Below are 23971 nucleotides of genomic sequence, written 5' to 3' on the forward strand. Positions count from 1 at the left end.
GGTCAGGGCCGGTCGCGGCGGGCGGCACGGCGCCGGGCCAGGGCGGCCCGGGTGCCGGCGGTGTGTCGGGGAACGGCGAGTGTCAGGCAGAGCAGTTCCGCGCCGAGCGGCCCGGCTTCCAAGTGCAGGGCGCGGCCGCGGCGGGCCAGCAGCAGGTCTCCCTCGGAGGCCAAGTGATCCGGTTCGTCGGACAGTCGGCCGACGACGGCGGCGCCGCGCAGCACGTGCAGGACGGTCTCGGTGTCAGGCCGGCCCGGGAGGACGTGGTGGGCGCCCGGGCTCAGCCGCAGGTGGTCGAAGGCCTCGCAGGCAGTGGCGAGCATCGGGCTCCGGGCGAGGGAGCGGATCCGTACGCGCTCGCCGTTCGGGCCGATGACGACCATGGCCGCGCCGGTGTCGGTGGTGACGATCACCTGGGGTCACCTTCTTCGGGAGAGGCTTCGGAGCGGTGGACGGAGGGAGCGGGGACGGTGAGCAGGGCATGGAAGTACTCCAGCCCGGCCGTCCCGGCGGTCAGGACGGTCCGCGAACCGAGCGGCAGCACGACCGCGGTGCCCTCGACCAGCGGCAGGCCGGCGTCGGCGCGCTCCGGGTGGTCCGGGTGCACGGCGCCCTCGGGCAGTTCGGCGAGCCCGGAGCCGGCGGTGACGTAGAGCGCGTGCTCGATGCCGTCGGCGGCCAGCTCGGTGCGGTGGCCCGGGTCGAGTCGTTGCAGGCCGACACCACGCAGCGGTCCGGCGAGCAGGCGGCCGGGGTCGACGGCGCCTCGGCGGCGCAGGTCGGTGATGACGGTGCCCGACATGACGGGCTCCTTCCGGTCGCGAGCGGGCTCTGCGGTCCGCCTCTGCGATCCACGGTGCGCCGCCCGCTGTCCCGGCCACACGGGGGTGTCGTCCTGTCCGGCTCCCGGCCCGATCCCGACCTGATCCCGCCCCGGTTCCCGGCCCGATCCCGGCCTGGATCCCGGTCCGATCCCGACACCGTCCCGGCCCGCCCCACCTGCGGTCCCCGCCCACCGTCCCGACCCGCGATTCCGTCCTGCTCCCTCCTGGTCCGGACCGGTTCCCACCCCCGCGCGCCGCCCCGCGCGGTGACCTGCGCACGCACCCGGACGCCCCCTCCCGCGAACGCCCCGCGCCGACCGGAACGACGTACGGTGGAACCGGAGGCCGTGTCATGCACGTCACCGGAACCCACTTCACCCGCTTCGCCGACCGCACCGAGGCGGGCCGTCGGCTGGCCGCCCGCCTGGGCCACCTGGCCGGCCCCGACACCGTGATCGTGGCGCTGCCGAGGGGCGGCGTACCGGTGGCCGCCGAGGTCGCCGCAGTGCTCGGCGCGCCGCTGGACATCTGCGTGATCCGCAAGCTCGGCGTGCCCTACCAGCCGGAGCTCGGCATGGGGGCGATCGGCGAGGGCGGCGTCCGGGTGCTGAACGACCAGGTCATCCGGTTCTCCGCGGTCACCGACGAGCAACTGGCCGAGGTGGAGCGGCGCGAGCGCGCCGAGCTGGCGCGCCGGGCCCGCCGCTACCGGGGCGACCGGCCGCCCGCCGATCTGCGCGGACGCACGGTGGTCGTGGTGGACGACGGCATCGCCACCGGGTCCACCGCCCGGGCGGCCTGCCGGATCGTCCGGGAGCGGGGCGCCGCCCGGGTGGTGCTGGCGGTGCCGGTCGCGCCCGCGGACTGGGCCGAGCGGCTCGACGAGGTCGCCGACGAGATGGTCTGCGTCGACACGCCGTCCCCGTTCTACGCGATCGGCGAGTTCTACGCCGACTTCACGCAGACCGGGGACGAGGAGGTGCTGCGGCTGCTGACCGAGGCCGGCGGCGACCCGCCCGCGGCCTCCGCCGGGGTCGACCGCGAGCTGCCGCTGCCCGTCGCCGGGGTCCGCCTCGCGGGCCGGCTGACCGTCCCGGCCGGCGCGCGCGGGGTCGTCGTCTTCGCGCACGGCAGCGGCAGCGGCCGGCACAGCCCGCGCAACCGGCACGTCGCCGAGTACCTGAACCGCACCGGGCTGGCCACGCTGCTGTTCGACCTGCTCACCGAGGCCGAGGAGCCCGACCGGCGGAACGTGTTCGACGTGGCGCTGCTGGGCGGCCGGCTGACCGCCGTCGCCCGGCGGCTGGGCGCGGCACAGAGCGGCCCGGACGCCGCCGTGCCCGAGACGCTGGGCCTGCCGCTCGGGCTGTTCGGCGCGAGCACCGGCGCCGCGGCCGCGCTGCACACCGCCGCCGAGCTGGGCCCGGCGGTGCGCGCCGTGGTCTCCCGGGGCGGTCGCCCGGACCTCGCCGCGCCCGACACGCTGGCCCGGGTCCGCGCTCCGACGCTGCTCGTCGTCGGCTCCCTGGACCCCACCGTGCTCGACCTCAACCGGCGGGCCCGGAGCCGGCTGCGCTGCGAGACCGGGCTCGCGGTGGTGCCGCACGCGAGCCACCTGTTCGAGGAACCGGGGACGCTGGACCGGGTCGCCGAGCTGGCCTCGGACTGGTTCCTCCGCCACCTCCCCCGCCCCGTCGGCCCCGGAAGTACGTGACCGTCCCATTGCGCAGACTTCGGGCATCGTCCCCGGTCAGCAGCACATTTTGCGCAGCCGACAGCGGGATTTTCTGATCAGCTTGTACACATTGAGCAGTCAAAATCCGACCTGTTGCCCAACCACCCCGACAGGAGCAAGCTCTCCGCAACCACACCGCCCACCCGTACGCGGTGCGGTCGCGATCCAGCGGAAGCCTCGACGGCGAGGCCCGAAGTGGAGGAACGAGCGATGACCCCGCAGACCCACGCCCTTGAGCTGACCCCCGAGGAGCGCGAGGCCGGTCTTGACGCCGACCAGCTGCGCCGCCTCGTCGGCCTCGTCGAGCACGACGCCGCCGCCGACCCGTTCCCCGTGACGGCCCAGGACGCGGTCGTCTTCGTGGTCGGCAACGCCACCCAGACGGCCCATTTCTACCAGGTCGTCTTCGGCATGGAGCTGGTCGCCTACTCCGGCCCGGAGACCGGCCGTCGGGACCGCAAGGCGTACGTGCTCCGCTCCGGCTCCTGCCGCTTCGTGATCAAGGGCGGTGTCCAGCCGGGCAGCCCGCTGCTGGACCACCACCGCCGCCACGGCGACGGCGTCGTCGACCTCGCCCTGGAGGTCCCGGACGTGGACAAGTGCATCGAGCACGCCCGCGCGTCCGGCGCCACCGTGCTGGAGGAGCCGAACGACGTCTCGGACGAGAACGGCACCGTGCGCCGCGCGGCCATCGCCACCTACGGCGAGACCCGCCACACCCTGATCGACCGCTCCCGCTACCACGGCCCGTACCTGCCGGGCTACGTCGTCGCTGCGAGCAGGGTGACCCACCCCGAGGGCTCGCCCAAGCGCCTCTTCCAGGCCCTCGACCACGCCGTCGGCAACGTCGAGCTCGGCCGGATGGACGAATGGGTGTCGTTCTACAACCGCGTCATGGGCTTCGTGAACATGGCCGAGTTCGTCGGCGACGACATCGCCACCGAGTACTCCGCGCTGATGTCCAAGGTCGTCGCCAGCGGCAACCACCGGGTGAAGTTCCCGCTCAACGAGCCGGCCGTCGCCAAGAAGAAGTCCCAGATCGACGAGTACCTGGAGTTCTACACCGGCCCCGGCTGCCAGCACATGGCGCTCGCCACCAACGACATCCTCACCACCGTCGACGTGCTGCGCTCGCGTGGCGTGGAGTTCCTCAACACCCCCGACGCGTACTACGACGACCCGGAGCTGCGCGAGCGGATCGGCAAGGTGCGCGTGCCGATCGAGGAGCTGAAGAAGCGCGGCATCCTGGTCGACCGCGACGAGGACGGCTACCTGCTGCAGATCTTCACCAAGCCGGTCGGCGACCGCCCCACCGTCTTCTACGAGTTCATCGAGCGGCACGGTTCGCTCGGCTTCGGCAAGGGCAACTTCAAGGCGCTCTTCGAGTCCATCGAGCGCGAGCAGGACCGACGCGGCAACCTGTGAGCGTCCGACGGCTCCGGCGGGCCGGTTCCCGGCGGGCCGGCCTCCGACGGGCCGGCCTCCGACCGGCTCCGACGAGCGGGCCTTCGGCGGGCTCCGACGAGCTCTGACGAACACGGATCTCTGCCAGACGGTCGAGGAGGACCACGGAGATGGCGTACTACCGGCAGCTGGGCAGCATCCCGCCCAAGCGGCACACCCAGCACCGCACTCCCGAAGGCGGGCTGTACTACGAGGAGTTGATGGGCGAGGAGGGGTTCTCCTCGGATTCCTCGCTGCTCTACCACCGGGGCATCCCCTCGGCGGTGGTCAACGCGGTGCCCTGGGAGCTGCCGGACCAGTCCACGGTGCCCAACCACCCGCTCCTCCCCCGGCACCTCAAGCTGCACGAGCTGTTCGCGGACCAGGACTGGAAGTCCGCGGACGTCGTCGGCGGCCGCCGGCTGGTCCTCGGCAACGGCGACGTCCGGATCTCGTACGTCGCCGCCGGGGCCCCGAGCGAGCTCTACCGCAACGGGCTCGGCGACGAGTGCGTGTACGTGGAGTCCGGCTCCGGCACGGTCGAGACGGTGTTCGGCTCGATCGAGGTCGGCCAGGGCGACTACGTGATCATCCCGCGCGCCACCACCCACCGCTGGGTGCCGGCCGGGGACGAGCCGCTGCGCGCGTACTGCATCGAGGCGAACAGCCACATCACCCCGGTCAAGCGCTACCTGTCGAAGTACGGGCAGCTGCTGGAGCACGCGCCGTACTGCGAGCGGGACTTCCGCGGACCGGTCGGCCCGCTGGTCGTCGACGCCCCCGGGGACGTCGACGTGCTGGTCAAGCACCGTGGCCCGAACGGGGTCGCGGGCACCCGCTACACCGTGCCGCACCACCCCTTCGACGTGGTCGGCTGGGACGGCTGCCTGTACCCGTACGCCTTCAACATCAAGGACTTCGAGCCGATCACCGGCCGGATCCACCAGCCGCCGCCGGCCCACCAGGTCTTCGAGGGCAACGGCTTCGTGATCTGCAACTTCGTTCCGCGCAAGGTGGACTACCACCCGCTGGCGATCCCGGTGCCGTACTACCACGCCAACGTGGACAGCGACGAGGTCATGTTCTACTGCGGCGGCGACTACGCGGCCCGCAAGGGCTCCGGCATCGGCCAGGGCTCGATCTCGCTGCACCCGGGCGGGCACACCCACGGTCCGCAGCCCGGGGCGTACGAGCGCAGCATCGGTGCGGAGTTCTTCGACGAGCTGGCCGTCATGGTGGACACCTTCCGCCCCCTGGAGCTGGGCGAGGGCGGCCGGGCCAGTGAGGACGCGAACTACGCCTGGACCTGGGCCGGTCGGGGGCCCGGGCGATGAACACGCTGCCGCCGGGGGGCGTGATCCCCGAGCTGTTCCACGGACTGTTCGACGACGCGGCGGTGTTCCCGCCGGGGAACCTGCCGATCGTCGACGCGGTGCCCGCGCACCGGCTGCACCGCGCGGCCTGGTACGCCGAGGCGGTCGGCCCGCTCCTCTGCGGGGCGGGCCGACTGGGCGAGTTGGCCGCGGCGGTCGCGCACTCCCCGGAGACCGCCGCGGCCCAGAGGCGCGCAGCGGGGGCGGACGGCGCGGTGGCGGCGGACGGCGCGGTGGCGGCGGGCGGCCGGCCGCTCAAGGTCGGGCTGGTGCTGCCGGGGGGCAGCACCGAACTCGCCCCGGCGCTCGCCGCCGCCGCGCCGTTCGAGCTGGCCGGCGTCGAGCTGGCCACCCGGGACGCCGCCGAGGCGGTGGCCGCGCTGGACCGGCTGCTGCCACCGGACGTCCCGGCCGCCGTCGAGCTGCCGCGCGAACTCCTGCGCGGGGACGGACTGGACGCCGTCCTGGACGTGCTGGTGGACAGCCCGTACCGGGCGAAGTTCCGCACCGGCGGGCTGGTCGCCGAGGCGTTCCCGGACGAGGACGAGCTGGCCTCCTTCCTCACCGGCTGCGCGCGGCGCGGGCTGCCGTACAAGTGCACGGCCGGGCTGCACAACGCCGTCCGGCACACCGACCCGGAGACCGGGTTCGAGCACCACGGCTTCCTGAACGTGCTGCTGGCCGCGCAGGAGACCGACCGGACGGCGGCCGCGGCGGTGCTGGCGGAGCGTGACGGCGAGGTGCTGGCCAAGGCGGTGCGCGCACTGACGGATCGTCAGGTTACGGTGATCCGCAACTCGTTCACCGCGTTCGGCACCTGTAGCATCGCCGAGCCCCTGGGCGACCTGGCCGCGCTCGGCCTGCTGTCGTCGCCCAGTCCACTGCACCAGGAGGACCGTTGAGCACCACCCCCAGCAGCCCCAGCAGCTGGCTCGCCAGCGCCCAGGACTCGCCGTTCGGCGTGCACAACCTGCCGTACGGCGTCTTCACCGCCGCCGACCGGCCCGGGCGGCGCCGGATCGGCGTGCGCGTCGGGGACTTCGTGCTGGACGCCGGGGCGGCCGCCCGCGCGGCCGGCGCGCCGTCGGTGCTGCTGGACGCGGACTCGCTCAACCCGCTGATGGCGGCGGGGCGTCCGGTCTGGACCCGGGTACGGGCGGACCTCATCACCTGGCTCACCGACGAGTCCTTCCGCGAGGCGCTGTCGCCGGCGCTGCTGCCGGCCGACGAGGTGGAGCTGCACCTGCCGTTCGAGGTCGCCGACTACGTCGACTTCTACGCCTCGGAGCACCACGCCACCAACCTGGGCCGGATCTTCCGCCCCGGCTCGGAGCCGCTCACCCCCAACTGGAAGCACCTGCCGATCGGTTACCACGGGCGGGCGGGCACGGTCGTGGTCTCCGGCACGCCGGTGGTGCGGCCGTTCGGGCAGCGCAAGGCGCCCGCAGACGCCGCGCCGACCTTCGGGCCGTCGCGCCGGCTCGACATCGAGGCCGAGGTCGGCTTCGTCGTCGGCGCGCCGTCGGAGCTGGGCCGCCCGGTCGTGCTGGACGACTTCCGCGAGCACGTGTTCGGCGTCTGCCTGCTCAACGACTGGTCGGCGCGCGACATCCAGGCCTGGGAGTACGTGCCGCTCGGCCCGTTCCTCGGCAAGTCCTTCGCGACCTCGATCTCGCCGTGGATCGTCCCGCTGGAGGCCCTGGAGCACGCCCGGGTCACGCCGCCGGAGCGCGACGTCGAGCCGCTGGCGTACCTGGACGACCGGGGCGGCGAGCCGTGGGGCCTGGACCTGGCGATGGAGGTCCGGCTGAACGGGCACCCGGTCTCCCGGCCGCCGTTCGCCACCATGTACTGGACGGCGCAGCAGCAGCTGACCCACATGACCGTCAACGGTGCTTCGCTGCGCACCGGCGACCTGTTCGCCTCCGGCACGGTCAGCGGGCCGGAGCGGGACACCCGGGGCGCGCTGATCGAGCTGACCTGGAACGGCGAGGAGCCGCTGAAGCTCCCGGACGGGACGACCCGGACGTTCCTGGAGGACGGCGACGAGGTGACCATCACCGCCACCGCGCCCGGGCCGGACGGCACCGTGGTCGGGTTCGGCGAGGTCACCGGGCGGGTTCGGGGCTGAGGGCCCGGACCGGAGGCCGGGGAGCCACGCCGAACCCGACCACGGACAACAGATCACCGATGACGGATCACGGATGACGGATGACAGCTGACAGATTTCATCATCTGTCAGCTGTCATCCGTTTCCCGTTCGCCCACCTCCGTCTAGAGCCCGGCTCCGCCCGTGGCGTCGACGATCCGCCCGGTCACCCAGCGAGCGTCGTCGGAGGCGAGGAAGGCGACGATGTCCGCGATGTCCTCCGGCTGCCCGACCCTGCCGAGCGCGGCCACCGAGGCCGCGTACGCCTCCGCCTCCGGGTTGCCCCGCAGCCAGCCGGCGTTGACGTCGGTGTCCACGATGCCGGGCGCGACCGAGTTCACGGTGATCCCGCGCGGGCCGAGCTGCTTGGCGAGGTTGAGGGTGAAGGTGTCCAGCGCCCCCTTGGTCGCGCCGTAGGCGATGATCTCGGGCATCGCCAACCGGGCGGCCCCGCTGGAGACGTTGATGATCCGGCCGCCGTCCCGCAGCCGCTTCAGTCCGTGCTGCACCACGAAGAACGGCGCCCGGACGTTGACCGCGAACACCTCGTCGAAGCCCTCCTCGGTCAGCGCTTCGAGGTCCGAACTGCGCCCGATCCCGGCGTTGTTCACGATGATGTCGACGCCGCCGTCCGGGGCGTGCGCTCCGATCCCGGCGTCGAAGGCCGCCCAGAGCGCGGCCGCGTCGCCGTGCCGGCCGAGTTCGGCGCGCAGCGCGAACGCCCGCCCGCCGTCGGCCCGGATGTCCGCCACCACCTCCTCCGCCGCGGCCCCGTCCCGGGCATAGCCGACGGCGACGGTGGCACCGTCCCGCCCCAGCCGCCGGGCGATGGCCCGGCCGATCCCCCTGCTGCCGCCCGTGACCAGCGCCACCTTGCCCTGAAGTCCGTACGTGCCCGCACCCATGGCCGAGTCCCCTCTCGCCGTATCCGATAATTATTGAGTCATCGCTCAAGAAAGACGCTAGCACACACTTCTTGAGCGACTGCTCTAAAATTTGGGGCATGAGCGAGGCACAGCAGACGACCGGGACACCCGCGAAGGCGGCACCCGCAGGCGCGGCACCCGACGCCCCACCCCGCCCCCGGCGCGGCCGCCCGCCGGCCTTCGACCGCGCCGAGGCCCTGGCCGCGGCCACCCGGCTGTTCTGGCAGCTCGGCTACGACGCCACCTCCGTCTCCGACCTCACCACCGCCATGGGCATCCGCCCCGGCAGCCTGTACGCGGCCTTCGGCGACAAGCGCTCACTGTTCGAGGAGGTGGTTCGCCAGTACGGCCGCTCGCCCGTCGGCGCGTTCGCGACCGTCGCGCTGGCCGAGGAGCCCACCGCGTACGGTGCCTTCGCCCGCATCCTGCGCGAGGCCGCCGCCATCTACCCCGACCCGTCCCATCCGGCCGGCTGCCTGGTGATCTCCGCCGCCACCAACGTCGCCCCGCAGGACGCCGGCGTCCAGGAGCGGCTGCGCGAGCTGCGCAACGCGAACCTGCGGACCTTCGAGGCCCGGCTGCACCAGGCCCGGCAGGACGGCGAACTGCCGCCCGACGCCGATCCGAAGGCGCTGGCGGGATACCTCGGCACGGTCCTCCAGGGCATGTCCCAGCAGGCCCGGGACGGCGCCACCGCCGCCGACCTGGCCCGCACCGCCGAACTCGCCCTGCGCGCCTGGCCCTGAACCCCGGCCCCCGGCCGCGCCCCGAACCTCCCGGCCCTCCCGAACCTCCCCGCCCACCCTTGTTCGCCCTTGCCCGGCCCGGCCCGGTGATCGGAACGCCTCCCGACCCCCGGTACGGTGGACGCCAGGATTCCGGCGGGAACGAACGGCGGACGACGGCAACGGACGCCGACGGGCGGGGCGCCGACGGGCCGCGACCGGGCCCGGCGGACACCGAACGGCGTCGACATCACCGAGGGACGGGAGCGGGCCCGATGAGCGCAGAGGTGACGGAGGTCCAGGCCTTCCTGGACGGCGGTGTCGGACGGCTCGTGCTGAACCGCCCGAGGGCGCTCAACTCGCTGACCCACGGCATGGTCACCGCCCTGCGCACCGCCCTGGACGACTGGGCCGGGGACGACCGGATACGCGCCGTCGTCCTGACCGGCGCGGGCGAGCGCGGACTGTGCGCGGGCGGCGACATCCGCGCGATGCACGACGACGCCAAGGCGGGCGGAGCAGGCACCCGGGCGTTCTTCCGCGACGAGTACCGGCTGAACGCCCTGATCGCCCGCTACCCGAAGCCGTACGTCGCGGTGATGGACGGCATCACCATGGGCGGCGGCGTCGGCGTCTCCGCCCACGGCGCGGTGCGGATCGTGACCGAGCGGTCCACCGTCGCGATGCCCGAGACCCGGATCGGCATCGCCCCGGACGTCGGCGGGAGCCGGCTGCTCGCCCACGCCCCGGGCGAGTTGGGCACCCACCTCGGGCTCACCGCCGCCTCGATGGGCCCGGGCGACGCCCTGCTCTGCGGATTCGCGGACCACTTCGTACCCTCGGCGCGCATCCCGGACCTGCTCGACGCCCTGAGCCGGGGCACCGCCGCGGCGAGCGGGAGCAGCAGCAGCGAGGTCGCCGCCCTCGTCGCCGCCCTCGTCGCCGCGCACGCCGAGCCCGCACCGCCCGCCGCACTGGCCGACCGGCGCACCTGGATCGACGCCTGCTACGCAGCCGACACGGTCGAGGAGATCGTCGACCGGCTGCTGAACTCCGGCGTCCCGGAGGCGAAGGAGGCCGCCGTCGCCCTCCTGGCGAACTCCCCCACCGCCGTCAAGACCACCCTGGCCGCGCTGCGTCGCGCCCGCACGCTCCCTTCGCTGGAGGCCGTGCTCGACCAGGAGTACCGGATCTCCTGCGCCGTACTGGAGGGCCACGACATGGTCGAGGGCATCCGCGCGCAGGTGGTCGACAAGGACCGCAACCCCCAGTGGAAGCCCCGCACGCTCGCCGAGGTGACGGAGGCGGACGTCGCCCGCTTCTTCGCCCCGCGCGAGGGCGACGAGCTGGGCCTGGCCTGAACCCCGCCCCTCCTCCACCGGCACGTCTGGAGCCCGTCATGAACCACCCGGTCCCGCCGCCGACCCCGGCCGGGGACACCGACCCGCTGTCCCGGGTGCCGCTGGGCGAGCAGGTGCGCGGGCTGCTGCTGGAGGGCCTGCTGAACGGCCGCTGGCAGCCCGGGGACCGGATCGTCGAGCGGCGCCTGGCCGCCGAGTTGAACGTCAGCCAGGCACCGGTCCGCGAGGCGCTGCGCGCACTCCAGACGCTCGGGCTGCTCGACGCCGAGCCCAACCGGGGCGTGCGGGTGCGCGAGATCGGCCCGGCCGAGCTTCGCGAGGTCTACCAGGTACGGGCCGCACTGGAGCGGCTGGCCGCAGAGTCGGCGGTGGTCCGGCTGGCCGGCGACACCACCGCCCTGGAGCGGCACGCCGAGCGGATGGCGGCGGCCGCGGCGGCGGGCGACGCGCTCGGCCAGGCCCGGCACGGGGTGGCCTTCCACCGCGAGATCGTGGCCGCCTCGGGCAACGGGACGCTGCTGCGTACCTGGGAGGGCCTCGGGGTCGAGGTGTGGACGGTGCTGTCGCTGCACGAGGTCCGGCCGGAGCTGCACGAGAACGCCGCCGACCACCGGCCGCTGATCGAGGCCTTCCGGCGGCAGGACCCGGCGGTCGGGCGGCTGCTGGCCGAGCACGTCCTGGAGTACGCCCGGCGCGAGGACGGTCGACCCGAGGACGGCCGACGCTCCGACTGAGCCCGCCCTCGTCAGGGTGCCGACTCATCGCGCTCACATAAAGTTCGTACAGAGATGATCGATCATCGCTCAAACTACCCACCAGTAGCGGTTGACGCACCGCTCTCTCGCTCCCTACCGTCCAAGTAGTTCCATGGAGAGGAATACTATTCCGCATCACGGAATATGAGCCTCTGAAGCGCACCGACGAAGGGGAACCACCCGTGTCCCAGCTCGACCAGCTTCCCGACCAAGACCCCGAGGAGATCGCGGAGTGGCGCGCGTCCCTCGACGCCGCCCGCGACTTCGGCGGCCCGAACCGCGCCGCCCACCTGCTGCGCCGCCTCGTCGAGCACGCCGAACTGCAGCGGCTCGACGTCCCTCCGCTGCTGGACACCCCGTACGTCAACACCATCCCCACCGCCGCCGAACCGGAGTTCCCCGGCGACGAGGAGATGGAGCGCCGGATCACCGCCTGGAACCGCTGGAACGCCGCCGCCATGGTGACCAGGGGCAACCACCGCGGCGGCCTGGGCGGGCACATGGCCACCTACGCCTCCGCCGCCTGGCTGTACGAGGTCGGCTTCCAGCACTTCTTCCGCGGCAAGGAGGCCGACGGCTCCGGCGACCAGCTGTACGTCCAGGGCCACGCCGCCCCCGGCGTCTACGCCCGCGCGTTCCTGGAGGGCCGGATCTCCGAGGCCCAGCTGGACCGATTCCGCCAGGAGGCCGCCGGCGACGGCCTGCCCTCCTACCCGCACCCGCGCAGGCTGCCCTGGTTCTGGGAGTTCCCGACCGTCTCGATGGGCCTCGGGCCGCTCTCGGCGATCCACCAGGCCCGGTTCAACCGGTACTTGGGCGCACGCGGGATCAAGGACACCTCCGGCTCGCACGTGTGGGCCTTCCTCGGCGACGGCGAGATGGACGAACCCGAGTCCACCGCCGCGCTCGCGCTGGCCGCCCGGGAGAACCTGGACAACCTCACCTTCGTGGTCAACTGCAACCTGCAGCGCCTGGACGGGCCGGTGCGTGGCAACGGCAAGATCGTGCAGGAGCTGGAGCGCCGGTTCCGGGCGGCCGGCTGGAACGTGGTCAAGTCGCTGTGGGGCGAGGCCTGGGACGAGCTGCTGGCCCGCGACACCACGGGCGCGCTGGTCCGCCGGCTGGGCGAGGTGCCGGACGGGCAGTTCCAGACCTATGCCGCCTCGGACGCCGGGTACGTCCGCGAGCACCTCTTCCACGGCTCGCCCGAACTGCGGCTGCTCGCCGACACCCTGGACGACCGGCGGCTGATCGAGACCGTCGCCACCTCCCGGGGCGGACACGAGCCGCGCAAGGTGTACGCGGCCTACCGCGCGGCGCTGGAGCACCGGGGCGCGCCCACGGTGGTGCTGGTGCAGACCGTCAAGGGCTGGACGCTCGGCCCCGGCTTCGAGTCCCGCAACGCCAACCACCAGATGAAGAAACTCTCCGGAGCGGAGTTCCGGGCCATGCGCGACCTGCTCGAACTCCCGATCCCGGACAGCGCGTTGGCCGACGAACTGCCCCCGTACGCCCATCCCGGCCCGAACTCGCCGGAGGCCCGCTACCTGCGCGGTCGCCGCGCCGCACTGGGCGGACCGGCACCCGCCCGCCGGGTGCGCTTCGCCCCGCTGCCCACCCCGCCCGCGAAGCCCTTCGAAACGCTGTTCAAGGGCTCCGGCAGCCAGGAGATCGCCACCACCATGGCCTTCGTCCGGCTGGTCAAGGACCTGATGCGGGACAAGGCGTCCGGCCACCGGTGGGTACCGATCGTCCCGGACGAGGCGCGCACCTTCGGCATGGAGTCACTCTTCCCGACCGCCGGGATCTACTCCCCGCTCGGGCAGACCTACGACCCGGTCGACCGCGACCAGTTGCTCCACTACAAGGAGTCGGCGACCGGCCAGATCCTCAACGAGGGCATCACCGAGGCCGGTTCGATGGCCTCGATGACCGCCGCCGCGACCGCGTACGCGACCCACGGCGAGCCGGTCGTCCCGTTCTACATCTTCTACTCGATGTTCGGCTGGCAGCGCACCGCCGACCAGATGTGGGCGCTGGCCGACCAGTTGGGCCGCGGCTTCCTGATCGGCGCCACCGCCGGACGCACCACCATGACCGGCGAAGGACTGCAACACGCCGACGGACAGTCCCAGTTGATCGCCTCCACCAACCCGGCCGCACTCTGCTACGACCCGGCGTTCGGCTACGAGGTGGCCGTGATCGTCCGCGAGGGCCTGCGCCGGATGTACGGCAGCAGCGCGCAACACCCCCATGGTGAGGACGTGTTCTACTACCTCACCGTCTACAACGAGCCGCTCCGGCAGCCCGCGCTCCCGGCCGGCGAGGAGGTCGCGGACGGCATCCTGCACGGCCTCTACCGCTACCGCACGGCGGACGCCGCCGCCCTGCCCGCCGACCCGCCGCGACTCCAACTGCTCGCCTCCGGCACCGCCGTGCGCTGGGCGCTGGCGGCGCAGCGGCTGCTCGGCGAGGAGTGGGGCGTGGCGGCCGACGTCTGGTCCGCCCCCTCCTGGACGGAACTGCGCCGGGAGGCGCTGGACTGCGACGCGGCCGACCTGGCGCGGGCGGCGGCCGGCACCGACGGGGCCACCCGCGTCCCCTATGTGACCCGGGCGCTGGCCGGGGCGCCCGGGCCGGTGCTGGCGGTCAGCGACTGGATGCGCGCGGTGCCGGACCAGATCAGCCCCTGGGTGGAACAGGACTGGACCTCGCTGGGCACCGACGGCTTCGGCCTCTCGGACAGCCGTACGGCGGCGCGGCGACACTTCGGGGTGGACGCCGAGTCGGTGACGGTCGCGGCGCTGGCCGCACTGGCCCGCCGGGGCGAGGTCGAGGCGGAGACCGTACGGCGGGCGGCGGAACGTTACGGCGTCCGCTTCTGACGGCTCGGCGTCCACCCGCTCCACCGCCTGGTGACCGGCGTCTCGCATACCAAGACTGGCGCGAGGCGGGGCGCGTCGTAGATCGTTGGGTGGTCAGGGCGCGCCCACGGGCGCCGAGCAGCGGAAATGGGAGTCGACGGCGATGACCGAGACCTACGAGACGATCCTGGTCGAGCGCAAGGGCCGGGTGGGGCTGATCACGCTCAACCGGCCCAAGGCGCTCAACGCGCTGAACACCCGGCTCATGAACGAGGTGGTCGCCGCCGCGACCGCCTTCGACCGGGACCCGGAGATCGGCTGTCTGGTGATCACCGGCTCGGAGAAGGCCTTCGCGGCCGGCGCCGACATCAAGGAGATGCAGGGCAACCGGTTCCCGGACGTCTACCTGGACGACTGGCTGGGTCCGTGGGACCGGCTCGGCGCCGTGCGCAAGCCGGTGGTCGCGGCGGTGGCCGGGTTCGCACTGGGCGGCGGGTGCGAGCTGGCGATGCTGTGCGACATCCTGCTGGCGGCGGACACCGCGAAGTTCGGACAGCCGGAGATCAAGCTCGGGGTGATCCCCGGCATCGGCGGCTCGCAGCGGCTGACCCGGGCGGTCGGCAAGGCGAAGGCCATGGAGCTGTGCCTGACCGGGCGGATGATGGGCGCCGAGGAGGCCGAGCGGGCCGGACTGGTCTCCCGGATCGTCCCGGCGGACCAGCTGCTCGCCGAGGCGCTCGCCACCGCCGAGACGATCGCGGCGATGTCCACCCCGGCCGCGATCATGATGAAGGAGAGCGTCAACCGCGCCTTCGAGACGACCCTCGCCGAGGGCGTGCGCTTCGAGCGCCGGCTCTTCCACGCGGCCTTCGCCACGGCGGACCAGAAGGAGGGCATGGCGGCCTTCGCCGAGAAGCGCCCGCCGGAGTTCCAGAACCGCTGACACCGGAGGCCGTCCGGCAGGCGACAGCAGGCGACAACAGGCCGCGGACGACGGGCAGCGGACAGATTTCAGATGATGAAATCTGTCCGCTGAACTCTGTCCACTGAAAGCCGTCCGCTGTCATCTGTCGGATGTCATCCGTCCTCCGAAAGCCGTCGCCTGTTCGCCGAAGGCCGTTCGCGACCGGCCGCCGCGCTCAGTCCTCCTCCACCGCCACCGTGTTCAGCCGGGCGAGCCCACTGCGGGTGGCGGCGACCACGATCTCGTCGCCCGGGGCGAGCTGCCGGGTGCGGTCCGGGAAGTTCCACAGCAGCTGCCCGCCGTGGGCGAAGCGCACGGCGATCACCCGGACGCCGCCCGGGTCCTCCAGATCGTGCCGGTTCAGCCCGATCAGCCCACTGCCGTCCTCCACCTTCAGCTCGGCGATCAGCAGCACGTGCCGGAGCACCGACAGCGTCCCGCGCACCTCGCGCCCCATCAGCGCCGCCGCGAAGGCGGGCGCGGCCAGGTAGGACACCGACCGGGAGGCCGCGTTGTCCAGCGTCTTGTAGAAGTGACTGGCGAAGTCGTCCTCGAACAGCCGCACCACCACCCGGACGTCGGGATTGCCGTGGCGCGCCTCCAGGGCCGCCTCCAGGTTGGTGGCGTCGTCCCCGCTGACGGCGACCAGCGCCCGGCTGTGCTTCAGCCGGGCCCGGCGCAGCTGCTGCTCGAACGGACCGTCGCCCATCACCACCGGGATCCCCAGCGCCCGGACGGCGGCGATGCCGCGGGCCTGCGGGTCCCGCTCCATGCAGACCACCGGCACGCCCATGTCGTGCAGTTGGATCGCGACGCGGGTTCCGACATTGCCGAGGCCGACGACGATCACGTGGTCCCGGGTGCCCGCCCCGGGGTTGCGCGGCTGCCCGCGCCGCCCGGAGCCCAGGACCTCCACCGCGATCGCGGTGGCCACCGGCGCGAAGGTGATCCCGCAGATGGTGATCACCACCTGTGCGACCCGCTGCCAGAACCCGCCGGTGCCCGTCCCGGAGGAGATGTCGGAGAGCTGGTCCGGCTGGGCCGCGCCGGCCAGGTCGAGCAGCGCGATGTAGACGGTCCAGCCGAAGTTCCGGTTGAGGTACCAGAGCACCCCGAAGGCCAGCAGCACCGCCGCGAGGGCGGTGAGCAGCACCAGCCGCATCCGGGCGCTGGTGAAGAAGCGCATGGTGTCGAGCAGCCGCCAGCGCAGCCGTCGCTTCCAGTCGATCGGCTCCCGGGGTTCGATCCGCAGCACCTGGAGCGCCGCCCTGCCGCCCGGCTCCTCCTCCTGATCGGGTTCGGCCGCGGGCGCCGGTTCGCGCCGAACGCCTCCGGGTCGGATCGGCCCGTCGTCGCCGAACTCGCTGGCGAGCCGGACGAATTCGGCCGAGTCGCCCTGCTGCTCGGGCAGCAGTCGGATCCTGCCGAGGTCCTGCCGGTCGATCTGGTCGGCGACCACGCAGATCCGGTCGGAGGTGATGTCGTCGTCGAACGCGATGTGCAGGTAACGCCCCTCGATCTCCACCGAGTTGGGCCGTCCGAGCGCCGCGGAGGCGAAGGCCGGGGCGGCGGTGGCGGAACCGGAGAGCGCGGCACCGTTCTTGAGCAGCCGTTCGATGTTCTCGCCGAGCCGTTGGTTGAACATCCGGAACACGATGCGGATGTCCGGGTTGTGGTTCTGGGCGCTGAGCGCGGCGTGGATGTTCTCCTGGTCGCTCCCCTCGACCAGGGCGAGACCGCGCGCGGTGCCGATGGACACCGCGCGCAGCGCCTCCTCGGTGATGCCGGCGTACTCCACGACCGCCGCGACGCCGGACAGCTGCTCGATCTGCGGCGCGTGGTCGCGGGTCCGGTCGGCGACCAGGACGACGACCGGGACCTCGTAGTGCTCGACGAGTTCCAGGATCAGGCGATGGGCCAGCGCATTGCCCCCGCAGACGATGTAGTGCTGGCTGATCGGCTCGACCGGAGGGGTCCCCCACCCTTCAGAAGTCATACCGCCGGATGATATCGACGGGAAGTGTCCGGAGGGTGACGTTCCGGCGACCGCGGCGGATCCCCCGAACGGCCGTATCCGACGCGCGGTCCGGCCGTGGCGCGGAGATGCTGGGGTTCGTTCCCTGCCCGTCAGCCGGCCGACCCGACCTCACCCGTCCTGCGTCACACGACCAGGCAGGACACCGGTCACCCGTCGCCCGGCGTCAGCCCGAGGAGTACGCCACCGTGGCCCCTCCGATCATCACCCCCGACGGCAGCCCGGTCCAGGGCCCGCTCGGACTGCTCGCCAAGGCCGCCTGGCAGGTCCTGCTGGTCGCCGGACTCGCCTCGCTCGCCCTCGGGATCGTGGTCTTCGCCTGGCCCGAGGAGACGCTCCTGGTGGTGGGCGTGCTGTTCGGCCTCTACCTGCTGGTGATCGGCATCGTGCAGCTGATCGCCGCGTTCGGCACCCACTCCACCGCGGCGCTGCGGGTGCTGGCCTTCATCAGCGGTGCGATCTGCGTCCTGCTGGGGCTGCTCTGCTTCCGCAGCGCGGCGCAGTCGCTGCTGCTGCTCGCGATCTGGATCGGGATCGGCTGGCTGTTCCGCGGCATCACCCAGCTCGCCGCCGCGATCTCCGACCCGCTGATGCCCGCCCGCGGCTGGCAGGCCTTCGCGGGCGCGGCCAACACCCTGGCCGGCGTGCTGCTGATGGTGTGGCCGGTCGGGTCGATCACCGCGCTGGCCGTGCTGGCCGGGTGCTGGCTGGTGATCCTGGGCCTGGTCGAGATCGTGACGGCGATCCAGGTCCGCGGCCGGGCCAAGCAGATCCCCTCGGGGGTCTGACCTCCGTCCGGTGCCGTGAGGCCGTGTCCCGCCGGGGCACGGCCACACGGCTGGACCGGGGCGCGAGCGCGGCAGGGCGCGTCACGGACGCGGGGTGTCACGGACGCGGGGGCGCCGGCGCGGGGTGTCACGGACGCGGGGCGTAGCCGATCCGGAAGGTGGCGGCGTCCAGCCGCTCCGGGGTGAGCCGGACGTCGGTCAGCCGCTCGGCGAGTGCGAACGCGGCCTCGGTGTGCTGCGCGTACTCCTCCGTCTCCAGGTCGAAGCCACAGGCGGTCAGCAGCTCGGGGATGCCGCGGGCTTCGGCGTCCGAGCCGTCCCGCTGACCGGGGAAGAGCGGCTCGAAGTGCAGTCTCCGGACGCCGTTTTCCCACCAGTGGAAGTGGTCCACGGCGTTGACGTTGCGGAAGTGCGAGACCAGCCGGGTGCCCTCGCCGAGCCGCGGGATCACCGTGTCCAGGACGCCGAGGTAGCCGTTCGGCTCGATCGCGAGGGCCCAGCCGTCGAGTTCGGTGACTGCGACGAGCAGCCGGTCCTCGGCGGGGTCGAACAGCGCCCCGTCCCCCTCGTCCCCGCCGGCCCCTTCCCCGTCCCCCTCGTCCCCGCCGGCCCCTTCCCCGTCCCCCTCGTCCCCGCCGGCCCCTTCCTCGTCCTCCTCGTCCTCCTCGTCGTCGTCCTCGTCCACTCCGTCCTGGTAGGCGTCCCAGCGGGCCATAACCGCCGTCAGGCCGACGGCGTCGCTCGCCGGCAGGGCGTCGAAGCGGCGCAGCAGCTCGTCGGCCGCGAGGCCCTGGACCTGGGTGAGGCAGTAGGCCTCGCCCAGGTCGGGGTAGCGGTCCTCGAACCAGGTGTAGTCGGTGGCGTGTGCGGTCATGACGGCGATGCTGTCAGACGCCTCGGACAGCGCTCGCCCGGGGCCGTCAGAGCCAGACCGGTTCGTCCGTCCCCCAGCGCCCCGGCGGGCGCGACCAGTCGGCGGGCGCCCCCTCGTACCCGATCGGCGGCAGGGCGTGGCGCAGCCGCCCGTACGCGGAGTCGGTCTCGACCAGCCACCGGGAGGGGTCGTACGGCTCGGGCGAGGCCCCCTGCGGGGTTTCCGGTTCGATGCCGTGCAGCAGCCAGGATGCCGTGCCGGCGAGGGAGAAGCGCAGGTGGCGGCCGCCGGGGCGGCGGGTGCGCTGGTCGGTGAGGGCGCGCAGGACGGCGGCGGCGATGAGGTAGCCGGTGCCGTGGTCGAGGGCCTGGGCGGGCAGCACGCCGGGACGGCCACCAGGGGCGACCTCGTGCCCGGAGCCGGATGCTGAGTCCGAGTCCGAGGAGGAGTCCGAGGCGGAGGCAGAGGCGGAGGCGCAGGCGGACTCGTGGGCGGCGATGCCGACGCCCGCCTGGACCAGGCTGTCGAAGCCGCGCCGTCCGGCCCAGGGGCCGGTCCAGCCCCAGGCGCAGAGCTGGACGAGGATCAGGTCCGGGCGGCGGGCGAACAGCGCGTCGGGGCCGAGGCCGTGGGCGTCGAGGGCGCCGGGGCGGTAGGCCGTGACGACGACGTCGGCGGTGGTGAGCAGTTCCTCGAAGACCGCACGGTCGGCCGGCACGGCGAGGTCGAGCCGGGTGGAGCGCTTGCCGAAGCCGGTGTCGGCGTGGGCGTCGTCGGCCTCCGGCAGCCGGGGCGAGTCGATGCGCAGGACGTCGGCACCGAGCAGGGCGAGGGTGCGGGTGGCGACCGGCCCGGCGATCACCCGGGTGAGGTCGAGGACCCGGATCCCGGCGGCGGGCCGGTCCACGGGAGCCTCGCCGAGCGGGCGGACCGGCGCGGTCCTGGCGGCGGCACCGATGTCCCGGCGCTCCACGAGGGGGTGCACGGCCGGGCCCACCGGCGCGACGGCAACCGCGAGCGCTCCCGCCTCGTACGCGCGCTCCTGGATCCGCTCGGCCGGCAGTCCGCCGAGCGTCTTGGCGAGCTGCTCGGGCCCGGCATCGGCGGCGAGGCCGAGCGCGGAGAGCAGCCGGGTGCGGTGGTGCGGGTAGTTGGCGTGGGTGCGGACCCAGCCGTCGGCGGTGCGCCAGAAGCCGGAATGCGGGGCGAAGGTGACGGGCGTACGGCCGTCGACCGTCAGATGCCGCTCGCTGACGAAGGCGGTGGCGACCGCGCCCTGGTCGACCCGGACCGCGGGAACGGCCGGGACCGCCGCGCCGCCACGGTGGGCGGCGAGCTCGGCGGCGGCCAACGAGCAGACCGCCACGGTGGCACGGGCGAGCCGGCGGACCGGCAGGCCGGAGGGCAGGACGTCGTCCGGCCCGTGGAAGGTCACCCGTTCCAGCAGTTCGGGCGGGCCGCCGAGAGCGTCCCAGGCATGGGCCGTGGGGCCGTCGACGGCACCGGGGGTTCCGGTGGGTCCCGTGGGTTCCGTGGGCCCTGTGGGTCTGGTGGATCCCATGGTTCCAGTGGTTCCGGTGGTTCCGGTGGTTCCTGCTGGCAACGGACGATCGGTCATGCCCCGCATTGTGCTCCGGTTCTCAGGCGGTCGCTGTGACGCCCGCCACCAGCATCAGCAGGACCGCCGAGACCACGGTCATCCGGCGGGCCGCCTGCGGGGTGCCGCCGAACCGGCCGCCGAGCCGCCCGCTGGCGTGCGCGACCAGCCCGTACACCACCGCGCAGGCCAGCACGTTGAGCGAGCCGAGCGCGAGCACCTGCCCGCCGACCGGCAGTGCGGCGCCCGGATCGACGAACTGCGGCACCAGGGAGAGGTAGAGCAGCAGGCCCTTGGGGTTGAGCAGCGCGGTCAGCATGCTCTGGCGCAGCACCGTCGCGGTGGGCTGCGGCTTGGGTGCGGCCAGGGCGGCGGCGCCCCCGCCCTTGCGCAGCGCCAGCAGCATCATGACGGCCAGCACCAGCAGGTAAGCGGCGCCGGTGAGGCGCAGCACGGGCAGGGCGGCCGGGACGGCGCGCAGGGCGGCGGCCAGGCCGGCGCTGGAGAGCAGGGTGTGGACGGCGTACCCGGCGCAGACCCCGCCGACCGCGATCAGCGCGGCACGGCGCCCCTGGCCGAGGCCTCGGGCGGCGATGTAGAGCCAGTCGGGGCCCGGGGTGCAGACCAGCAGCAGGTCGACTCCGAGGAAGAGGAGGAGGGCGTGGGTGTCCATGGGCGTGGCGTGGCCTGTCGTGCTCGTCGCGGTGTGGGCCCGGCGGGTCGGCCGGGGTGTCCCGGCAGGTCGGCCGGGGTTGCTCCGGCGGTCGGCCGGAGGGCTCCCGGTGGTCTACCGGAGTGCGCCGTTGGTGGGCCGGGAAGGCCCGGCAGCCGGTGCGGTCACTGAAGGTAGCCGGACGGGGCTGGCACGCGATGGCGACTTCGCGCTGGTCGGAGCCGCGTTTTGGCAGAATGTTGCGCCATGGACCGAATCGACCGCAGAATCCTCCGCGAGCTCCAGCAGGACGGGCGCCTGACCAACACCGAGCTGGCCTCCCGGGTGGACCTCACCCCCTCCCCCTGCCTGCGCAGGGTGCGCCAACTGGAACAGGACGGCGTGATCCGCGGCTACCGGGCGGTGCTGGACGGCGCGGCGGTCGGACGCGGATTCCAGCCCTTCGTGACGATCACCATGCGTCACGAGGACCAGGTGACGGTCGCCGAGTTCGAGCGCCGGGTGGCCGAACTGCCGGAGGTGGTGGAGGCGCACCGGCTGTTCGGCGAGCCCGACTACCTACTGCGGATCGCCGTGGCCGACATCGCCGCGTACGAGCGCTTCATCACCGACGTGCTCTCCGGTCTGCCGGGCATCGCGCAGGTCAACTCGCACCTGACGATGAAGCAGGTGAAGGCCGACCGGGGGCTGCCGGTCGGCGGGTAGGGTGCGAACCGGGGGCCCGTGCGACCGTCCGTACGGGGGCAGAGCGACGCACTGCGACATGGGGGCTGAATTGCGCGTGATCCGCCGTCTCGACCTGGGCTACATCGTCCGGCCGGCCGCCGAGGCGGGCGGCCCGGAGCCGCGCGTGGAGCCGGTGCTCGCGTACCTGGTCCGGCGTCCGGAGGGGCTGCTGCTGTTCGACACCGGGATCGGTGGCGGCGAGCCGGAGACCGAGGCACACTACCGCCCGGTCCGCCGCCCGCTGCCGGAGGCGCTCGCCGCGGCCGGGGTCGCCGTCGACGACATCGACCTGGTAGTCAACTGCCACCTGCACTTCGACCACTGCGGCGGCAACCCGCTGTTCGCCGGCACCCCCGTCCTGGTCCAGGCGGAGGAGCTGGCCACCGCCCGGCGCGGCGGGTACACCATCGACGCACTGGTCGACTTCCCCGGCGCCGAGTACCGCGAGCTCGACGGCGAGGCCGAGGTCTGGCCGGGCGTGCGGGTGCTGCCCACGCCCGGCCACACCGGGGGCCACCAGTCACTGCTGATCGACCGCCCGGGCGGCGGCCCGGTCCTGCTGGCCGGGCAGGCGTACGACTTCGCCTCCCAGTACGGGCAGGCGGTGCTCGCCCGGCGGGCGGCGCGCGAGGGCCTGGCCGCACCGCTGCCCGAGTACCGGGCCTGGCTCGACCGGATGGCGGAGCACGAGCCGCACCGCGTGCTGTTCGCGCACGACCACGCGGTCTGGGAGGCGACCGATTAGCCGGGTGCGGGAGCGCCGGCCGCTCCAGGGGGTCGAATCGATCGGAGGGTTCGGGTCGAGCCGAAGGTCCAGGTCGACCCGAAGGTCCAGGTCGGCCTGAAGGTCCAGGCCGACCTGACGGACGGGTCGGGGTCGCCCGGGGCTCAGAAGGTGAAGCGCAACGAGCGGACCCGGTGGTCGAAGCTGGACGGCACGAGCTGCGGCTCGCCGACCGACCGCACCTCGGGCAGGCGGGTGAACAGCTCCCGGAACAGCGCCGTCATCTCCTGCCGGGCCAGGTGCGCGCCGAGGCAGTAGTGCGGACCGCCGCCGCCGAAGCCGAGGTGGGGGTTGGGCGTGCGGGTGATGTCGAAGGCGTCCGGGTCGGGGAAGACCTCCTCGTCGCGGTTGGCCGAGCCGTAGAACAGCGCGACCTTCTCGCCCGCGCGCAGCAACGATCCGCCGGGTCCGCCCAGTTCGTGGTCGACGGCGAGGGTCCGGTTGAACTGGATGATCGGCGTGGAGTGGCGGACCATCTCGTCCACCGCGCCGCCGAGCAGCCCGTCGAGGTCGGCGAGCAGCAGGGCGCGCTGCTCGGGATGGACGGTCAGCAGGTGCAGGCCGTGGGCCAGCGCGTTGCGGGTGGTCTCGACCCCGGCGACCAGCAGCAGGCTGAAGAAGGCGCCGAGCTCGCGCCCGGTGAGCCGACGGCCGTCCACGTCGGCGGTGACCAGCGCGGAGATCAGGTCCTCCTCCGGCCGGCGTCGGCGCCGGCGGCCGATCCCGGCGACGATGCCCTGCATCCGGGCGAGCGCCCGCAGCCCGCGCCCGGGCACCCGCAGGCGGCGGCGCAGCGGTCGGGCCACCCCGATGTCCTCGGAGGTGCGGTTGACCAGGTCGAGGATGGTGCGGCGCGGCCGCTCCGGGATGCCCATCATGGTGCAGATCACCTGGAACGGGAGCTCGGCGGCGACCGCGGTCACGAAGTCCTCCGGCCGCTCCCGCTCGATCCGGTCGACCAGCTCGGTGCTGATCCGCCGGACGTCCTCCTCGACCCGGTCGAGCAGCCGCGGCGTGAACGCCCGCGAGACGATCCGGCGCAGCTGGGCGTGACGGGGATCGTCCAGGTTGACCATCGAGTCGCCGAACAGCAGCCGGACCCAGCGTGCCGGGACGGGGGTGGTCACGCCGGGACCGCTGAGGAAGACGGCGGGGGTGCGACTGGCCTCGACCACGTCGGCGTGGCGGACCAGGGCGTGGAAGCCCCGGCCGGAGGCGCGGTCGCCGAAGAACACCGGGGCGGGGCGGCTGCGCAGCTCGGCGAAGGCGGCGGCGCGGTCGGGGGCCGGCAACTGCCAGAAGCGGGCGTCGGCGAGGTCTGTGGACCCGGGCGCGGCAAGGGCCTCGGCCAGGGTGGGGGACTCGGCCGCGTCCG

21 protein-coding genes are annotated in these 23971 nt (G+C 73.5%); 13 read left to right on the forward strand and 8 right to left on the reverse strand.

The window, feature by feature from the left end; genetic code table 11:
* Window positions 1-2: 2 nt before the first annotated feature.
* Both ACWGKU_RS02460 and ACWGKU_RS02465 read right to left on the reverse strand, forming a co-directional pair.
* The gene (locus tag ACWGKU_RS02460) at window positions 3-413 is read right to left on the reverse strand and encodes a pirin family protein (protein ID WP_401046467.1); all 411 of its coding nucleotides are present in this window, start codon (window positions 411-413) and stop codon (window positions 3-5) included.
* Entirely contained in the window at window positions 410-802 is a 393-nt protein-coding gene (locus ACWGKU_RS02465; protein ID WP_359900425.1) for a hypothetical protein, read from the reverse strand. The genes ACWGKU_RS02460 and ACWGKU_RS02465 overlap by 4 nt, the downstream gene beginning before the upstream one ends.
* Before the next feature lie 374 nt (window positions 803-1176).
* On the opposite strand from ACWGKU_RS02465, the gene ACWGKU_RS02470 reads away from it, so the two are divergent.
* From ACWGKU_RS02470 to fahA, 5 genes are all read left to right on the forward strand, one after another.
* The gene (locus tag ACWGKU_RS02470) at window positions 1177-2538 is read left to right on the forward strand and encodes a phosphoribosyltransferase family protein (protein WP_401046465.1); all 1362 of its coding nucleotides are present in this window, start codon (window positions 1177-1179) and stop codon (window positions 2536-2538) included.
* A gap of 231 nt (window positions 2539-2769) precedes the next feature.
* Window positions 2770-3984, forward strand: coding sequence for a 4-hydroxyphenylpyruvate dioxygenase (hppD, locus tag ACWGKU_RS02475; protein WP_359900421.1), 1215 nt, complete (start codon window positions 2770-2772; stop codon window positions 3982-3984).
* Between the two features lie 149 nt (window positions 3985-4133).
* A complete protein-coding gene (locus ACWGKU_RS02480; protein WP_452179872.1) occupies window positions 4134-5336 on the forward strand; it encodes a cupin domain-containing protein in 1203 nt (400 codons plus the stop codon).
* Window positions 5333-6277, forward strand: a complete 945-nt coding sequence (locus tag ACWGKU_RS02485) for a hypothetical protein (protein ID WP_452191317.1) — start codon at window positions 5333-5335, stop codon at window positions 6275-6277. The genes ACWGKU_RS02480 and ACWGKU_RS02485 overlap by 4 nt, the downstream gene beginning before the upstream one ends.
* The gene (gene fahA / locus ACWGKU_RS02490) at window positions 6274-7506 is read left to right on the forward strand and encodes a fumarylacetoacetase (RefSeq protein WP_452177695.1); all 1233 of its coding nucleotides are present in this window, start codon (window positions 6274-6276) and stop codon (window positions 7504-7506) included. The genes ACWGKU_RS02485 and fahA overlap by 4 nt, the downstream gene beginning before the upstream one ends.
* 143 nt (window positions 7507-7649) lie before the next feature.
* Here fahA and ACWGKU_RS02495 read toward each other — a convergent pair whose 3' ends face one another.
* A complete protein-coding gene (locus ACWGKU_RS02495; protein WP_452177696.1) occupies window positions 7650-8429 on the reverse strand; it encodes an SDR family oxidoreductase in 780 nt (259 codons plus the stop codon).
* A gap of 98 nt (window positions 8430-8527) precedes the next feature.
* Here ACWGKU_RS02495 and ACWGKU_RS02500 point away from each other — a divergent pair, with 98 nt between their 5' ends.
* From ACWGKU_RS02500 to ACWGKU_RS02520, 5 genes are all read left to right on the forward strand, one after another.
* The gene (locus tag ACWGKU_RS02500) at window positions 8528-9196 is read left to right on the forward strand and encodes a TetR/AcrR family transcriptional regulator (RefSeq protein ID WP_401046455.1); all 669 of its coding nucleotides are present in this window, start codon (window positions 8528-8530) and stop codon (window positions 9194-9196) included.
* 266 nt (window positions 9197-9462) lie between these two features.
* The gene (locus ACWGKU_RS02505) at window positions 9463-10536 is read left to right on the forward strand and encodes an enoyl-CoA hydratase/isomerase family protein (RefSeq protein WP_452177728.1); all 1074 of its coding nucleotides are present in this window, start codon (window positions 9463-9465) and stop codon (window positions 10534-10536) included.
* Between the two features lie 38 nt (window positions 10537-10574).
* The gene (locus tag ACWGKU_RS02510) at window positions 10575-11270 is read left to right on the forward strand and encodes a GntR family transcriptional regulator (protein ID WP_401049584.1); all 696 of its coding nucleotides are present in this window, start codon (window positions 10575-10577) and stop codon (window positions 11268-11270) included.
* A 203-nt stretch (window positions 11271-11473) separates the two neighbouring features.
* Complete coding sequence (gene aceE, locus ACWGKU_RS02515) at window positions 11474-14176, forward strand: pyruvate dehydrogenase (acetyl-transferring), homodimeric type (protein ID WP_452177697.1); 2703 nt, start codon at window positions 11474-11476, stop codon at window positions 14174-14176.
* A gap of 142 nt (window positions 14177-14318) precedes the next feature.
* A complete protein-coding gene (locus ACWGKU_RS02520) occupies window positions 14319-15098 on the forward strand; it encodes an enoyl-CoA hydratase (protein WP_452177698.1) in 780 nt (259 codons plus the stop codon).
* A gap of 196 nt (window positions 15099-15294) precedes the next feature.
* On the opposite strand, the gene ACWGKU_RS02525 is transcribed toward ACWGKU_RS02520, so the two are convergent.
* Window positions 15295-17115, reverse strand: a complete 1821-nt coding sequence (locus ACWGKU_RS02525) for an NAD-binding protein (protein WP_452177699.1) — start codon at window positions 17113-17115, stop codon at window positions 15295-15297.
* Window positions 17116-17342: 227 nt separating this feature from the next.
* On the opposite strand from ACWGKU_RS02525, the gene ACWGKU_RS02530 reads away from it, so the two are divergent.
* The gene (locus tag ACWGKU_RS02530; protein WP_359900400.1) at window positions 17343-17942 is read left to right on the forward strand and encodes an HdeD family acid-resistance protein; all 600 of its coding nucleotides are present in this window, start codon (window positions 17343-17345) and stop codon (window positions 17940-17942) included.
* A 127-nt stretch (window positions 17943-18069) separates the two neighbouring features.
* Here ACWGKU_RS02530 and ACWGKU_RS02535 read toward each other — a convergent pair whose 3' ends face one another.
* From ACWGKU_RS02535 to ACWGKU_RS02545, 3 genes are all read right to left on the reverse strand, one after another.
* On the reverse strand, window positions 18070-18816 hold the full coding sequence (locus tag ACWGKU_RS02535; RefSeq protein ID WP_452177700.1) for a DUF6461 domain-containing protein: 747 nt from the start codon (window positions 18814-18816) through the stop codon (window positions 18070-18072).
* Window positions 18817-18862: 46 nt separating this feature from the next.
* Window positions 18863-20377, reverse strand: coding sequence for a CoA transferase (locus ACWGKU_RS02540; protein WP_452177701.1), 1515 nt, complete (start codon window positions 20375-20377; stop codon window positions 18863-18865).
* A gap of 79 nt (window positions 20378-20456) precedes the next feature.
* Window positions 20457-21086 carry a LysE family translocator gene (locus tag ACWGKU_RS02545; RefSeq protein ID WP_359900394.1) on the reverse strand — a complete coding sequence of 210 codons (630 nt, stop codon included), beginning with the start codon at window positions 21084-21086 and terminating at the stop codon, window positions 20457-20459.
* Window positions 21087-21332: 246 nt separating this feature from the next.
* On the opposite strand from ACWGKU_RS02545, the gene ACWGKU_RS02550 reads away from it, so the two are divergent.
* Window positions 21333-21791: an Lrp/AsnC family transcriptional regulator gene (locus ACWGKU_RS02550; RefSeq protein WP_316524654.1), complete on the forward strand. Its 459-nt coding sequence runs from the start codon at window positions 21333-21335 to the stop codon at window positions 21789-21791.
* 58 nt (window positions 21792-21849) lie between these two features.
* Window positions 21850-22557: an N-acyl homoserine lactonase family protein gene (locus ACWGKU_RS02555; protein ID WP_452177702.1), complete on the forward strand. Its 708-nt coding sequence runs from the start codon at window positions 21850-21852 to the stop codon at window positions 22555-22557.
* A 143-nt stretch (window positions 22558-22700) separates the two neighbouring features.
* Here ACWGKU_RS02555 and ACWGKU_RS02560 read toward each other — a convergent pair whose 3' ends face one another.
* Window positions 22701-23948, reverse strand: coding sequence for a cytochrome P450 (locus tag ACWGKU_RS02560; protein ID WP_401049219.1), 1248 nt, complete (start codon window positions 23946-23948; stop codon window positions 22701-22703).
* Window positions 23949-23971 lie beyond the last annotated feature (23 nt).

This window comes from Kitasatospora sp. NPDC054768, assembly GCF_053612025.1.